Origin of the sequence: Bradyrhizobium sp. SZCCT0153 (assembly GCF_018129995.1) — a bacterium.
Taxonomy (GTDB): Bacteria; Pseudomonadota; Alphaproteobacteria; order Rhizobiales; family Xanthobacteraceae; genus Bradyrhizobium; species Bradyrhizobium japonicum_G.
Genome location: NZ_JAFCKS010000010.1, coordinates 84,370 through 96,328, shown reverse-complemented (window position 1 = coordinate 96,328; position 11,959 = coordinate 84,370). Strand labels below are relative to the sequence as shown.

General features: G+C 65.6%; 15 protein-coding genes and 1 pseudogene. 8 read left to right on the top strand and 8 right to left on the bottom strand.

Annotation, left to right across the window (positions count from 1 at the left end; genetic code table 11):
- Positions 1-111: 111 nt before the first annotated feature.
- A complete protein-coding gene (locus JQ572_RS30880; RefSeq protein WP_211386629.1) occupies positions 112-1,644 on the top strand; it encodes an acyl-CoA carboxylase subunit beta in 1,533 nt (510 codons plus the stop codon).
- A 124-nt stretch (positions 1,645-1,768) separates the two neighbouring features.
- Entirely contained in the window at positions 1,769-2,116 is a 348-nt protein-coding gene (locus tag JQ572_RS30875; protein WP_211386628.1) for a hypothetical protein, read from the top strand.
- A 24-nt stretch (positions 2,117-2,140) separates the two neighbouring features.
- Here JQ572_RS30875 and JQ572_RS30870 read toward each other — a convergent pair whose 3' ends face one another.
- The 3 genes from JQ572_RS30870 to JQ572_RS30860 form a co-directional block, all read right to left on the bottom strand.
- Positions 2,141-2,293 (bottom strand): hypothetical protein, encoded by a 153-nt coding sequence (locus JQ572_RS30870; RefSeq protein WP_211386627.1) that lies wholly within the window; start codon positions 2,291-2,293, stop codon positions 2,141-2,143.
- Between the two features lie 96 nt (positions 2,294-2,389).
- Positions 2,390-3,037 carry a glutathione S-transferase family protein gene (locus JQ572_RS30865; protein ID WP_211386626.1) on the bottom strand — a complete coding sequence of 216 codons (648 nt, stop codon included), beginning with the start codon at positions 3,035-3,037 and terminating at the stop codon, positions 2,390-2,392.
- A gap of 103 nt (positions 3,038-3,140) precedes the next feature.
- Positions 3,141-5,099 carry an alpha/beta hydrolase domain-containing protein gene (locus JQ572_RS30860; protein ID WP_211386625.1) on the bottom strand — a complete coding sequence of 653 codons (1,959 nt, stop codon included), beginning with the start codon at positions 5,097-5,099 and terminating at the stop codon, positions 3,141-3,143.
- A gap of 107 nt (positions 5,100-5,206) precedes the next feature.
- On the opposite strand from JQ572_RS30860, the gene JQ572_RS30855 reads away from it, so the two are divergent.
- Entirely contained in the window at positions 5,207-5,521 is a 315-nt protein-coding gene (locus JQ572_RS30855) for a hypothetical protein (protein WP_211386624.1), read from the top strand.
- A gap of 115 nt (positions 5,522-5,636) precedes the next feature.
- The gene (locus JQ572_RS30850) at positions 5,637-5,915 is read left to right on the top strand and encodes a twin-arginine translocation signal domain-containing protein (RefSeq protein WP_211386623.1); all 279 of its coding nucleotides are present in this window, start codon (positions 5,637-5,639) and stop codon (positions 5,913-5,915) included.
- A gap of 146 nt (positions 5,916-6,061) precedes the next feature.
- Here JQ572_RS30850 and JQ572_RS30845 read toward each other — a convergent pair whose 3' ends face one another.
- From JQ572_RS30845 to JQ572_RS30835, 3 genes and pseudogenes are all read right to left on the bottom strand, one after another.
- Positions 6,062-6,304 (bottom strand): GCG_CRPN prefix-to-repeats domain-containing protein, encoded by a 243-nt coding sequence (locus tag JQ572_RS30845; RefSeq protein WP_211386622.1) that lies wholly within the window; start codon positions 6,302-6,304, stop codon positions 6,062-6,064.
- Positions 6,305-6,508: 204 nt separating this feature from the next.
- Positions 6,509-6,899 (bottom strand): annotated as a pseudogene (locus JQ572_RS30840) (alpha/beta fold hydrolase); the annotation flags it as partial.
- A gap of 22 nt (positions 6,900-6,921) precedes the next feature.
- A complete protein-coding gene (locus tag JQ572_RS30835; protein WP_211386621.1) occupies positions 6,922-7,620 on the bottom strand; it encodes a winged helix-turn-helix domain-containing protein in 699 nt (232 codons plus the stop codon).
- Positions 7,621-7,769: 149 nt separating this feature from the next.
- Here JQ572_RS30835 and JQ572_RS30830 point away from each other — a divergent pair, with 149 nt between their 5' ends.
- Genes JQ572_RS30830 through JQ572_RS30820 form a run of 3 tightly spaced genes read left to right on the top strand, consistent with a single transcriptional unit; the run spans position 7,770 to position 9,326 of the window.
- On the top strand, positions 7,770-8,078 hold the full coding sequence (locus JQ572_RS30830) for an NIPSNAP family protein (RefSeq protein WP_211386620.1): 309 nt from the start codon (positions 7,770-7,772) through the stop codon (positions 8,076-8,078).
- Positions 8,079-8,114: 36 nt separating this feature from the next.
- A complete protein-coding gene (locus tag JQ572_RS30825; protein WP_211386619.1) occupies positions 8,115-8,465 on the top strand; it encodes an antibiotic biosynthesis monooxygenase family protein in 351 nt (116 codons plus the stop codon).
- 51 nt (positions 8,466-8,516) lie between these two features.
- Positions 8,517-9,326, top strand: coding sequence for an isocitrate lyase/PEP mutase family protein (locus JQ572_RS30820; RefSeq protein ID WP_211386618.1), 810 nt, complete (start codon positions 8,517-8,519; stop codon positions 9,324-9,326).
- 127 nt (positions 9,327-9,453) lie between these two features.
- Here the strand turns inward: JQ572_RS30820 and JQ572_RS30815 are convergent, their stop codons facing one another.
- The gene (locus JQ572_RS30815; protein ID WP_211386617.1) at positions 9,454-9,846 is read right to left on the bottom strand and encodes a hypothetical protein; all 393 of its coding nucleotides are present in this window, start codon (positions 9,844-9,846) and stop codon (positions 9,454-9,456) included.
- 165 nt (positions 9,847-10,011) lie between these two features.
- Here JQ572_RS30815 and JQ572_RS30810 point away from each other — a divergent pair, with 165 nt between their 5' ends.
- On the top strand, positions 10,012-10,662 hold the full coding sequence (locus JQ572_RS30810; RefSeq protein ID WP_211386616.1) for a trimeric intracellular cation channel family protein: 651 nt from the start codon (positions 10,012-10,014) through the stop codon (positions 10,660-10,662).
- Here the strand turns inward: JQ572_RS30810 and JQ572_RS30805 are convergent, their stop codons facing one another.
- Complete coding sequence (locus JQ572_RS30805; protein ID WP_211386615.1) at positions 10,663-11,874, bottom strand: c-type cytochrome; 1,212 nt, start codon at positions 11,872-11,874, stop codon at positions 10,663-10,665.
- Positions 11,875-11,959: the final 85 nt, after the last annotated feature.

The window sequence follows — 11,959 nt, the reverse complement described above, 5'->3', positions numbered from 1 at the left end:
TTGGCGCTGCGGCAACGCAGCCCTGCGACGCCGAAAGCGGCTTCCCGGCCCGCAAAATGCCGTGTTAGAACCCCCGGCAATCGCATTTAGGCTAAGAACTGGCGGGAGCAAATGAAGAATATCCTGGACGCCCTTGAAGACCGTCGTGCCGGCGCAAAGCTCGGCGGCGGGGAGAAGCGCATCGAGGCGCAGCACGCCCGCGGCAAGCTGACCGCGCGCGAGCGCATCGAGCTCTTGCTCGACAAGGGATCGTTCGAGGAGTTCGACATGTTCGTCGAGCACCGCTCCACCGAGTTCGGCATGGAGAAGAACAAGATTCCCGGCGACGGCGTCGTCACCGGCTGGGGCACCGTCAACGGCCGCAAGACCTTCGTGTTCGCGAAGGATTTCACCGTGTTCGGCGGCTCGCTGTCCGAGACCCACGCCCTGAAGATCACCAAGCTTCAGGACATGGCGATGAAGGCGAGGGCGCCCATCATCGGCCTCTATGACGCGGGCGGCGCCCGCATCCAGGAGGGTGTCGCCGCGCTCGCCGGCTATTCCTATGTTTTCCGCCGCAACGTGCTCGCCTCCGGCGTGATCCCGCAGATCTCCGTCATCATGGGCCCCTGCGCCGGCGGCGACGTCTATTCGCCGGCGATGACCGACTTCATCTTCATGGTGAAGAACACCAGCTACATGTTCGTCACCGGCCCCGACGTGGTGAAGACCGTCACCAACGAGGTCGTCACCGCCGAAGAGCTCGGCGGCGCCTCGGTGCACGCCACGCGCTCCTCGATCGCCGACGGCGCCTTCGAGAACGACGTCGAGACGCTTCTGCAAATGCGCCGCCTGATCGACTTCCTGCCGTCGAACAACACCGACGGCGTGCCGGAATGGCCGAGCTTCGACGACATCGGCCGCGTCGACATGTCGCTCGACACGCTGATCCCCGACAATCCGAACAAGCCCTACGACATGAAGGAGCTGATCCTGAAGGTCGTGGACGAGGGCGACTTCTTCGAGATCGCGGATTTGTTTGCCAAGAACATCGTCACCGGCTTCGGCCGCATCGCCGGCCGCACCGTCGGCTTCGTCGCCAACCAGCCGATGGTGCTGGCCGGCGTGCTCGACAGCGACGCCTCGCGCAAGGCTGCGCGCTTCGTGCGCTTCTGCGACGCCTTCAACATCCCGATCGTCACCTTCGTCGACGTGCCGGGCTTTCTGCCGGGTACCGCGCAGGAATATGGCGGCCTGATCAAGCACGGCGCAAAGCTCCTGTTCGCCTACTCGCAATGCACCGTGCCGTTGGTCACCATCATCACCCGCAAGGCCTATGGCGGCGCCTTCGACGTCATGGCCTCCAAGGAAATCGGCGCCGACATGAACTACGCGTGGCCGACCGCCCAGATCGCCGTGATGGGCGCCAAGGGCGCGGTCGAGATCATCTTCCGCTCTGACATCGGCGACCCCGACAAGATCGCGGCAAGAACCAAGGAATACGAAGACCGCTTCCTGTCCCCCTTCATCGCCGCCGAGCGCGGCTACATCGACGACGTCATCATGCCGCACTCGACCCGCAAGCGCATCGCGCGGGCACTGTCGATGCTGAAGGACAAGAAAGTGGAAACGCCGGCGAAGAAGCACGACAATTTGCCGTTGTGAGGATCACTAGCCCGGATGAGCGTAGCGACATCCGGGTTTCAGCAAAGGTTCCGCATGTTGCTGCGCTCATGCGGGCTACCGGCCAGAGCTAGAACCTGTCGCGCCGCGCAAGTTTGATCTTTCAATGACCGAAGACGATCCGACCGACGAAATTTCAGACATCGAAGATCGGATCGAGCGGCTCGCCGAGATCGCCGAGCGATGCCGGAAGTACATTCTGGCGTCCAAGATCGCCATCGGGGGCGGGGCCGCACTGTTGTTGATCACAATCCTTGGACTGTTTGCCTTCGGTCAGACCGCCGCGCTTGGCTCGATCGCTCTGGTGCTGGGCGGCATCGTCTCGCTCGGTTCGAACATCAGCACGCTGCGGCAGACGGATGATGCGATCAGTGCCGCCGAGGCGCGGCGCTCGGCGTTGATCGGCCGGATCGACCTTCGCGTGGTCGCCGATACGCCGATGAAGCTGGTGTGACGCGGCGCTTGGCGGGCGCGAACGTCACGCTGCGGCCCTGTGCGTCAGGTTATGCAGCTCCTCGCGGCATTCGGCTGCGAACGCTTGGAGTCGTTCCGCGGTTTGCCGGTCGAGGATCGCCTTTGCCAGCCTTTCGGCGCGGGCAAGCTGCTCTCTGAGATATGCGATGCGGGCCATGTGTCACCTTCCGCAGGGGTCATTTGATGGCGGTGAGCCTACGGCCGAAACCCGATTCATTATGTGAGGCACGTCACATCCCGCGCGGACGCCGCGCTAGCGGGCGGCATCCGCCGCGGCGAAATGCGCCATCTGGTCGGCGTGGGCCTTGGCGAAGGCCGGGCGGGCGGTGGCGCGCGCGACGTAGGCGCGGCAGGCCGGATGCTCCGTGAGCCCGTCGAAATGATCGACGAGGCGCAGCACGTCCGACATCAGGATGTCGGCGACGGAGAAGGAGCCCGCCAGCCATTCGCGCATCGCAAGCACCGGCTCCATGTGCTTGAGGCGGAGCTTGAGGAAGTCGTCGAAAAACTTCACGGCTGGTGATCCGTCGTTCGTCCCGGTGAACCTGAAAAGCGCCCAGGGCAGGCTCGCCATCTCCACGGAGTTGAGTGCGGAGAATACCCATTCCGTCGCTTCATTGCGGCCGCGCGGATCTGATGGCATCAGCTTGTCGCTGAGTTCGCCGAGATGCAGCAGGATCGCGCCGCTCTCGAAAATGGAAATGCCGCCGTCGGTCAGCCATGGCACCTGGCCGAACGGCTGGTGCGCCAGATGCGCGGCGCCGCGGTCGTCGAACGGCACGCTGGCGACGCGGTAGGGCAAGCTGGCCTCCTCGAGGGCCCAGCGCACGCGAAGGTCGCGGACGAAGCCGCGCGGCAGTTCGGGAACCCAATTGAACGTGGTCAGGGTGAGGTCGGCCATGCGGTGTCTCCGTGCTGTCTGGGCAGAGGACGGATGAGGCGCGCGCGTTCCGACAGCGGGGGGAAGTTTTTTTCGCCACGGCGAGAATGCGGCGATTGCGCCCTCACTGCCCGAGCTTCGCCAGCCTGCCTTGCTTGGCCGCCTCGACCGCACGCTCCGCATCCTCCGGCAGCAGCAACCGCTCCGCGACCTGCCGTGTCGCCTCGCGGCGCACCGCGGCCACATACGCCCCGTCATCCGCATAACGCTCCGCGATCGACGGCCGGGGATCATGCACTTCCTTCCGCGCGGCCTCGGTCGGCGCGAACGGCACCACCGCGCCTTGCAGCGGATAGAGCGCCGTCGGCCCAAAACCCTGCGCGCGCGGATTCCAGGCGGTGTAGGTCGCGCGCGGGACGGCGAGCGCAAGCTGTCGGACACCCGCGATCGCCATGCCGTCATCATCCGCCTTCGGCACGAGCACGGGATAGCGGCCGATCTCCTTGGGCGGCAGCACGCTCTGGTCGGAGAAGGCGGCGAGCGTGTGGATGCCGGCATAGGGCAGGCCGGGGATGTCCGTCGGCACCGCGCCTTGCGCCGACACGAGCGTGCCGTGGGCGCGCATGGGAACGCGGCTGGCGGGCGGTTTGATGCCGTCGCTGATCCAGGTGTTGAGGTCGGTCAGCAGCGCGCGCATCGGCATGCCCGCATGAACAGGGTTTTGCGGCAGCGACATCGCGGGCACGCCCTTGCGCATCATGTCGGCAACTTCCGCGAAATGCGGCGTGCCCGCGATCATGTAGGCGCGGACGTTGTCGGGCAGGTCGAGGTGGTTGCCGGCCAAATCAGTCACCAGCAGCGAGGCGTGCGAGGCCCACCATTCGTGCTCGCTGTCGGTCTGCATCACCTTGGGGCAGGTGGCCGAGAGCGAACAGCGGCGGAGCAGGCCGTCGGTCTTGCCGGAGTAGGGATCGCTGAGGCTCGCATAGGTGAAGGGGAACAGATCGGCCTGCCACGCCGGATCCTGCGGATGGCGCGGGTTGCGGCCGGGCTGGCCGAAGCGGACATTGGTCGCCATCCGCCGCGTGCCGGCGACATGCGGCATCAATCCGTCGAACACCATGCGGCCGGCAAGGTCCTCGTTGAAGCCGAGATAGAGGAAGTCGCGCAGGAAGCGGCCGGATTGCGAGACGCCGAAGCCGATGGCGCGGCTGACCGACGGATGCAGGCCGTTCAGCAGCGGGTTCGCTTGCGTCTCGTCGTGGCGGAGGAAACTGACGACGTCGCGCACGGCGGCATAGCCCATGCCGAGAATGACAGGATCGCGCGCGGTGTAGGTGACCTCATAAAGTGCGCCGGCGTCAAAACCGTCGGGGCGGCTGATCTCCACCGTCACCGGGTCGACGAGTTTTGCCGAGAGACCGGGAGGCGTCTGCCGCGCATCGGCCCAGGCGGCGCGCACGGTGACCTTGAGGTCGGCGGCATCAGCCGCCGGCCAGGTCAGTGTCGCGCGCGCGGGGTTCGCTGTGTTGTCGAAGATCACCTCTTCGCGCGCCGGTCCGGTGACGCTTCCGAGCACAGGCGCGGTCAGCGCGAGCTGTCCCGGCTTGGAGGGGATGTTGCCCTGCCAGCCGACCCAGACCATCGTAAAACCCTGGCGGTGCAGGAAGCCGATGCCGGCATCCTCGGCCTTGTCCGCAGTGTTGGCGCCGGGCTGCGATGAGTCGTCGAACAGTTGCGGCGCGAGCTTGCGGCCGCGGTTGGGCACGTCCAGCAGCAGCGTGCCGTTGCCGTGCGTGGGATCGCTCGGCCGGAGGATCACGACATCAGCGGTGGCTTCGACCTTGCCTTCGCTGTTGCGCGGCGCGAGCGCGAGATCGGTGATGACGGCGTTGCGGTCGTCGGCCGGGTGGAGCGCGAAGGTCGCGCGCGCCGTGATGCGCTCATAGGTGCCGATCGTGCCGAAGCTGCGTCCGGCGAAAGCCGGCACGCGCTCCATGATGTCGAAACGGATGATTTCGGCGAGCGAGGCTGTGGGCCACAGCCAGGTCATTGCAATGAGGCCGGTGACGATCCTGCGCATGGCCGTTCCTTCCCTTATCGGCGCTGCGGCAAAATCCGTCGCGCGGGCTTTTTGTTGCCGGCACTATAACCGGCTAGACTGGCGCCAAACAACAGGAGGAAACCAGAATGCCCGCCGCCTTCTTCGTCGTCCGCGCGATCGTCGCCGATGCCAGCGAGCGTGCCGCCTTCGACAGATGGTACGAGACGGAACATCTGCCCGACGCGGTGAAGGCGTTCGGTGTGACCAAGGCCTGGCGGTTCTGGAGCCTCGACGATCCCTCGCTGCATCAGGCCATGTACCAGTTCGACGACGAGGCGGGGCTCGCGGCGATGCTGAAGGGCGATGCGTTGAGCCAGCTTGTCTCCGATTTCAACCGCGACTGGCCCGATGTGAAGCGCTCGCGCGAGACGCTGGTGCTGGCGCAGGAGCTCGTGAAGTAGGTGCGCGTCCCTGCCGCCGTGGCAATGAACCTGAATGCGCGATTCAGCTTTGGTTCATGTCCCGACCGCGACACTTCCTCTGCATCACTTGCTCGATAGCCCAGAGGGACATGTCATGGAGCGCCGGAACTTTTTGAAACTTGCAATCGGTGTCGCGGCCGGAGCCGCCGCGTTCACGACCGCCGCACAGGCTGCGCCGCTGGCGCCGCAGCCGCTCGGCGATCCCCGCATGCCGCAAGGCAATCCGGACGCTCATCCCGCCGTCGCCAGCAGCGAAGAGGCCGCGCAGCTCAAGCCCGAGGAGGTGCACTGGCACGGCCACCACCGCCATTGGGGCTGGCGCCGTCGCCACTGGGGCTGGCATCGCCGGCGCTGGCACCGCCGCCATTGGTAAGCTTCGCGCAAGCCAGGCTCGAACGGGGACCGCGATTGCGGTCCCCGTTTTGATTCGAAGTCGTTCGGCCCACACGACGTCAGGCTCTCAAAAAAATGGCCGCGCAGGCTGATGCCGCGCGGCCATTTCACATGCGAAAAACGAGATCAGAACGGGCGGCAGCGGCCGGCGTACCAGTGGAAGCCATACGGACAGACGCGCGGACGCACCACGACGACGGGTGCGGGGCGGGGCGCCACGACCACGACCGGTCCGCGTCCGGCCATCGGGCGGCAGTGGCCATAGCGACCGCGATAGAAGCCCGGGCCGCAACCCTCGGCGGCACTGGCCGCCTCGCTGAAACCAACGACCGCGCTGGCGAGCATCACGGCGGCGAACAGATATTTCATTTTTCTTCCTCGTCCTTGGGGCAGGTTTTGGGGGCAGAGTCTTAGAGGACTGGCGCTTGCGGCGCACAATGAATCAAAAGACACGATTCGACACGTTAAATCTGGGGAGAAACGTGCCGACACGTCGCGATCCAAACCTGCCAATCATGACCTGAATGCGGCATGAACGTTCCCCTCATCCTGCCTCACGCGACAGCAATGGCGTTACCGGCCAAGAAAGCCCAGCACCAGCTCCTTGTACTTCTCCGGCGACTCCAGGGAAGACGAGGTGGCCGGTGTCCGGGATCACTTCGGCCCGCGCATTCGGCATCTTCGCGGCGAGCGCCTTGGCCAGTTCGGCGTTCTGCCCCATTTTCGGGCGCAGTGCCTCGGGCGCATTCGGCCGGCCCGGCGCGTTGTGGTCGTCGGCGCCCATGATGAACAGCGTGGGCTCGGTGATGAGCGGGATTTCGTGTGCCACCGGCTCGCGGTAGATCATCTGGCCGGAGCTGACGAAGGCGCGCAGCCAGCGCGGGTAGTCCGGACTGCCCTTGTTGAAGCGGGCGTCGATGAACGGCGTGATCGCATCCGGCGGCAGCTTGATCGCGTAATTGGTCAATCTCACACGACTTGCGTGATCAAGTCTGCTCGTTGCCGAACAGCGCCGCAAACTGCTTCTCGCCGGTGCGCGTAAAATTCACCACGCGGCTGCCGGGCGTGGCGTCGCGCGCGGCCCATTTCAGCTCGGCAAAACGCTGCATCATGGCGGCGCCCAGCGTGCCGGCGAGGTGGTGGCGCCGCTCGCTCCAGTCGAGGCAGGCCTTGCAGACCGGACGGCGTGGATGGGAGAGCATCGCGGGCGAGATCTGCAGATGCCTGGCAAGGAAGCGCTCGCCCTCGGCGGTCAGCTCGATGTCCTGCTTCTTCTGCCTGACCAGATTCCGCTCGCGCAGGCTGTCGAGCATCTGCACGCCGAGATCGCCGGCAAGGTGGTCGTAGCAGATCCGCGCGCGCCGCAGTGCCGGATCCTTCGGCCCGGTGCGCACGCGCATATGGCCGGTGCGCGCGGCGAGGCCCGCAAGCCCTTCGAGCACGCCGGCGACGTCGTCGTCGGTGAGGCGATAGTAGCGGTGCCGGCCCTGCTTCTCCGGCTCGACCAGTCCGCCGGCCTCGAGCTTCGAAAGATGCGAGCTCGCGGTCTGCGGCGTGATGCCGGCTTCCTGCGCCAGCTCGCTCGCGGTCAGCGCGCGGCCGTTCATCAGCGCCGTGAGCATGTTGGCGCGGGCGGGATCGCCGACCAGCGAGGCGACCATGGCGATGTCGGGACCTGATTTCATGCTTCGATGGTAGCCGAAGCATCGCGGTCGGGCAAGCGCGTAGGTTGTCGCCACAAACTCGTCATTGCGAGCGAGCAATCCAGACTGCTTCCGCGGCGACGGTGTCGCTTGCGCCCTTCGCAATGACGGCGAACTCACAGGAGCCCGTCATGTCCGTCACTGTCTTCATCCGCTACCAGCTCGATCCCTTCAAGCGGGCGCAGTTCGAGGAGTATTCGAAGCGCTGGCTCAGCATCATCCCGAAATGCGGCGGCGACCTGATCGGCTATTTCATGCCGCATGAGGGCACCAACAACATCGCCTTCGCGCTGATCGGCTTCGAGAGCCTCGCGGCCTACGAGGCCTATCGGGCCCGCCTGCGCCAGGATTCCGAAGGCATGGCGAACTTCCACTTCGCCGAGGAACACAAATTCATCCTCGCCGAAGAGCGCACCTTCCTGCGCCAAGTGGTGCTGTAAGTGGTATTGTAGGGCACCAACGATGAGGAGACGCCCATGATCGCCGTGATCTTCGAGGTCTGGCCCAAGCCGGAACACCGCCAGGATTATTTCGATCTTGCGGCCGACCTGAAGCCGCTGCTGCAGACCATCGACGGCTTCATCTCGGTCGAGCGTTTCGAAAGCCTGACCGAAAAGGGCAAGATCCTGTCGCTGTCGTTCTGGCGGGATGAGGCCGCGGTGCAGGCCTGGCGCAACACGATGGAGCATCGCCGCACGCAAGCGAAGGGCCGCGCAAAGATCTTCGCCGATTATCATTTGCGTATCGCCAGCGTCATCCGTGACTACGGCATGAACGATCGCGAACAGGCGCCGAAGGACAGCCGCGCGGTGCACGATACGCACTAGCGCATGCGGCGGGTCGACCCCATCTCTGCGCGGCCAACAAGGGAGAGAAACATGCATGTGACGACTGCTGACAAGCGCGCGACCTTCAGGAAGATGCACGAGAGCGGCTGCTTCATCCTGCCCAATCCGGTCGACGTCGGCAGCGCGAAAGCGTTGCAGCATCTCGGTTTCAAGGCGCTGGCCTCGTCGAGCGCAGGCTTTGCCTGGACCATCGGCAAGGCCGACAACCGCGTGTCTGTCGAGGACGTCTGTCAGCATCTGGCAGCATTGAGCTCGGCGGTCGACATCCCCGTGAACGCCGATTTCGAGGGCGGCTTCGCGGTCGAGCCGGACAAGGTCGCGGACAATGTCGAGCGGTGCGTACGGACCGGCGTGGCCGGACTGTCGATCGAGGATTCCACCGGCGACAAGGACAAGCCGATCTACGAGCGCGCGCTCGCGGTCGAGTGCATCAAAGCCTCACGCAAGGCGATCGGCGACAGCGGCACCCTGCTGGTCGGGCGCTGCGAGGCGTTCCTCTGGGGCGTGACCGACCTTAAGCTCGTCATCGACCGGCTCACCGCTTACGCGGATGCCGGCGCCGATTGCCTGTATGCGCCGGGCCTGAAGAGCCGCGAGGATATCGCGGCGGTGGTGAAAGCGGTGCATCCAAAGCCGTTCAACCTGCTGATCGGCGGCTCCGGCCTGTCGCGGCAGGAGGCGGAGGATCTCGGCGTGCGCCGGATCAGTGTCGGCGGCTCGCTCGCGCGTGCGGCCTGGGGCGGTTTCATGCGCGCGGCGAAGGAGATGGCGGAGAAGGGGACCTTTACGGAGCTCGGCGGCGGCTATCCCGGCGGCGAGCTCAACAAGATGTTCGGCTAGGGCGGTTTTCCGAAAGGATCATGCTCAAACAAGAACCTGAAGCGCGATGACCAATCTCATCGCGCTTTAGCCAAACGAAAGCGGCGGGATGTGAGGTCCCGCCGCTGTCGCATAATGTTGCAAATCGTTACTTCGCGCCGTCAGACGGCTTCTGCGTATCCGGGGCCGGCTTGCTCGGCGCGGCGCCCGTGGTCACACCCGGCGCGGTGTTGCTGCGCGGCGTCACGTCGCGCATGCCGGGAGGTGCGGCCGGATTGGCAGGCGGCGCCTGCTGCGCGGTCTGCGTCGTCGGCGTGTTGCTCGCCTGGTTGCCGGTGGTCGTGTTGTTCAGGCCGTAGAACACGGCACCAAGCACCAGCGCAATGGCAACGGCGAACAGCGCTACCTTGCCACTGGAGGCGGGGCCTTCGCCAAGCTCGGGATCGACCTGAAGCTCGGCATCCCGTCGCGCCGCACGGACATACTCATCATCGGCGAGATTCGGGCGATACGGATCGTTGGGAAAACGGTCGTCAGCCATCGATTGGGTCTCCTCGATTATTGCGGCTGGACAACCCTCAGATGCTAGATTCTGTTCCGCCCTCCCTAATGCTTTCGTCGCATGTTGCGCCCGCCCCGGGAATCGGGAACCTGTTCGCGAGGGAACCCGAAGCGTAAGTTCCGCCGGTGGGAAGGGAACAAGACGATGTGGAGCTTGCCGCCGGGCGATACCGTGCTGCACCTGCTGTCGCTGGTCGCGGTCGCAGCGCAAGGCATGACCGCCGCGCTCGCGGCCGGCCGCCGCAGCATGGACTGGCTCGGCGTCTGCTTCCTCGGCTGCATCACGGCGCTCGGCGGCGGCACCCTGCGCGACCTCTTCCTCGGGCATTATCCGCTCGCCTGGGTGCAAAACCCCATCTACCTCGCGCTGGCCGGCGGCGCCGCCTTCCTCACCATCCTGACCGCGCGCCTGGTGCACCGGCTGAAGGTGGCCTTCATCGTGCTCGATGCCATCGGCCTCGTCGTCTTCACCATGACCGGCTGCGACATCGCCTGGCAGATGGATGCCACGCTGCCAATCGTCATCGTCTCGGGCATGGTGACCGGATGTGCCGGCGGCGTATTGCGCGACGTGCTTTGCAACGACGTGCCGCTGCTGTTCCGCTCCGAGCTCTACGCCAGCGTCTCGGTCGTCACCGGCCTGTTCTATGCGACCGCCTTCGGTCTCAAGCTCAACGCCGAGCTCTGGACCATTTTGACCTTCGTCCTCGGCATCAGCTTCCGCCTGCTGGCGGTTCGCTACAAATGGGAGATGCCCAAATTCGTCTTCACGGAAGACGAGGAACGAAAGCCCTGACTACGGCTCCTGCGTTCGCGCCTTCGCCACCTGCGCCGGCGTCACCAGCGGCGCCGCATTGCCCCAGGAATTGCGGATGTAGTTCGTCACCGCCGCGATCTGCTCGTCGGACAATTGCTTGCTATAACCGGGCATCTCGCCGGCGTTGGGCGCGCGCGGCGTGGTCACGGTGTGGGCGCCGTCGAGGATGATGCGCAAGGTCGAGGACGGATTGACAGATTGCAGCAGGGCGTTGCCGGGTAGCGGCGGATAGATGCGCGGCGCTCCGGAGCCGTCCGCCTCATGGCAGGCGATGCAGAGCTTGGCGTAGACGGCCTGTCCGGCCTTCATTTCGGCATCGTCAGGCGGCGTCACGATGGTCTCGCGCCGCGCCGGCGGCAGGCTCTTCAGATAGACCGCGATCGCGCGGACATCGGCATCGCTCATCTTCGAGGTCGAGTTGACGACGACCTCCGCCATCAGCCCGCCGGCATGACTCTTGGCGTTGCGCCCGCTCTGAAGATATTCGGTGATGTCCTCGGCGCTCCACGACTTCAGCCCGGTGCGGGCAGCGCCGTCGAGCCGCGGCGCGAACCAGCCGCTGACCTCGCCGCCTGCCAGCGCCTGTGTCTGCTTGTCCGCGCCAAAATAGTTCTTCGGTGTGTGGCAGGCGCCGCAATGGCCGAGCCCGGTGACGAGATAACCGCCACGATTCCACGCCGCGCTCTGGCTCTGGTCCGGCTCGAACAGGCCGGGCTTGAAGAACAGGGAGTTCCAGATCCGCATCAGGCCGCGATAACCGAACGGCCAGCGCAGTTCCGGCGGCTTGTTGCGGTTCACGACGGGCGCCAGCGTTCCGAGATAGGCCCGGATCGCCAGCGTGTCGTCCTTCGTCATCCGCGTGAAATAGGGGTAGGGGAAGGCCGGGTAATAGTTCGAGCCGTCAGGCGCGACGCCGGTGCGCACCGCGCGCGTGAAATCGGCGTCACTCCAGCCGCCGATGCCGGTGGTGCGGTCCGGCGTCAGGTTCGGCGCATAGATCGCGCCGAAGGGCGTGTCGATGCGCTTTCCACCGGCGAACGGTTTCGCCGGATCGGCGGTGTGGCAGCCCGCGCACCCGCCGGCTTCGACCAGCGCCTTGCCGTAGGCGACCAGCTCCGGCGACGGCTCGGCGGCGATGGCCGCATTCGCAACCGCACTGCACAACGCAAGACCAACCAGAATCGTCCGCATCGAACGCCTCTCCTGCGACCAATCGACGTCGTCCCGCTTGATAGGGCGTCGATTCATTTCGCGACGGCGGGGGTATGGTGACACA

What these genes read in the sequence shown, in the direction of transcription:
- JQ572_RS30880 (WP_211386629.1), top strand. Translation starts at nt 112, where the DNA reads ATGAAGAATATCCTGGACGCCCTTGAAGACCGTCGTGCCGGCGCAAAG.
- JQ572_RS30875 (WP_211386628.1), top strand. Translation starts at nt 1,769, where the DNA reads ATGACCGAAGACGATCCGACCGACGAAATTTCAGACATCGAAGATCGG.
- JQ572_RS30870 (WP_211386627.1), bottom strand. Translation starts at nt 2,293, where the DNA reads ATGGCCCGCATCGCATATCTCAGAGAGCAGCTTGCCCGCGCCGAAAGG.
- JQ572_RS30865 (WP_211386626.1), bottom strand. Translation starts at nt 3,037, where the DNA reads ATGGCCGACCTCACCCTGACCACGTTCAATTGGGTTCCCGAACTGCCG.
- JQ572_RS30860 (WP_211386625.1), bottom strand. Translation starts at nt 5,099, where the DNA reads ATGCGCAGGATCGTCACCGGCCTCATTGCAATGACCTGGCTGTGGCCC.
- JQ572_RS30855 (WP_211386624.1), top strand. Translation starts at nt 5,207, where the DNA reads ATGCCCGCCGCCTTCTTCGTCGTCCGCGCGATCGTCGCCGATGCCAGC.
- JQ572_RS30850 (WP_211386623.1), top strand. Translation starts at nt 5,637, where the DNA reads ATGGAGCGCCGGAACTTTTTGAAACTTGCAATCGGTGTCGCGGCCGGA.
- JQ572_RS30845 (WP_211386622.1), bottom strand. Translation starts at nt 6,304, where the DNA reads ATGAAATATCTGTTCGCCGCCGTGATGCTCGCCAGCGCGGTCGTTGGT.
- JQ572_RS30835 (WP_211386621.1), bottom strand. Translation starts at nt 7,620, where the DNA reads ATGAAATCAGGTCCCGACATCGCCATGGTCGCCTCGCTGGTCGGCGAT.
- JQ572_RS30830 (WP_211386620.1), top strand. Translation starts at nt 7,770, where the DNA reads ATGTCCGTCACTGTCTTCATCCGCTACCAGCTCGATCCCTTCAAGCGG.
- JQ572_RS30825 (WP_211386619.1), top strand. Translation starts at nt 8,115, where the DNA reads ATGATCGCCGTGATCTTCGAGGTCTGGCCCAAGCCGGAACACCGCCAG.
- JQ572_RS30820 (WP_211386618.1), top strand. Translation starts at nt 8,517, where the DNA reads ATGCATGTGACGACTGCTGACAAGCGCGCGACCTTCAGGAAGATGCAC.
- JQ572_RS30815 (WP_211386617.1), bottom strand. Translation starts at nt 9,846, where the DNA reads ATGGCTGACGACCGTTTTCCCAACGATCCGTATCGCCCGAATCTCGCC.
- JQ572_RS30810 (WP_211386616.1), top strand. Translation starts at nt 10,012, where the DNA reads ATGTGGAGCTTGCCGCCGGGCGATACCGTGCTGCACCTGCTGTCGCTG.
- JQ572_RS30805 (WP_211386615.1), bottom strand. Translation starts at nt 11,874, where the DNA reads ATGCGGACGATTCTGGTTGGTCTTGCGTTGTGCAGTGCGGTTGCGAAT.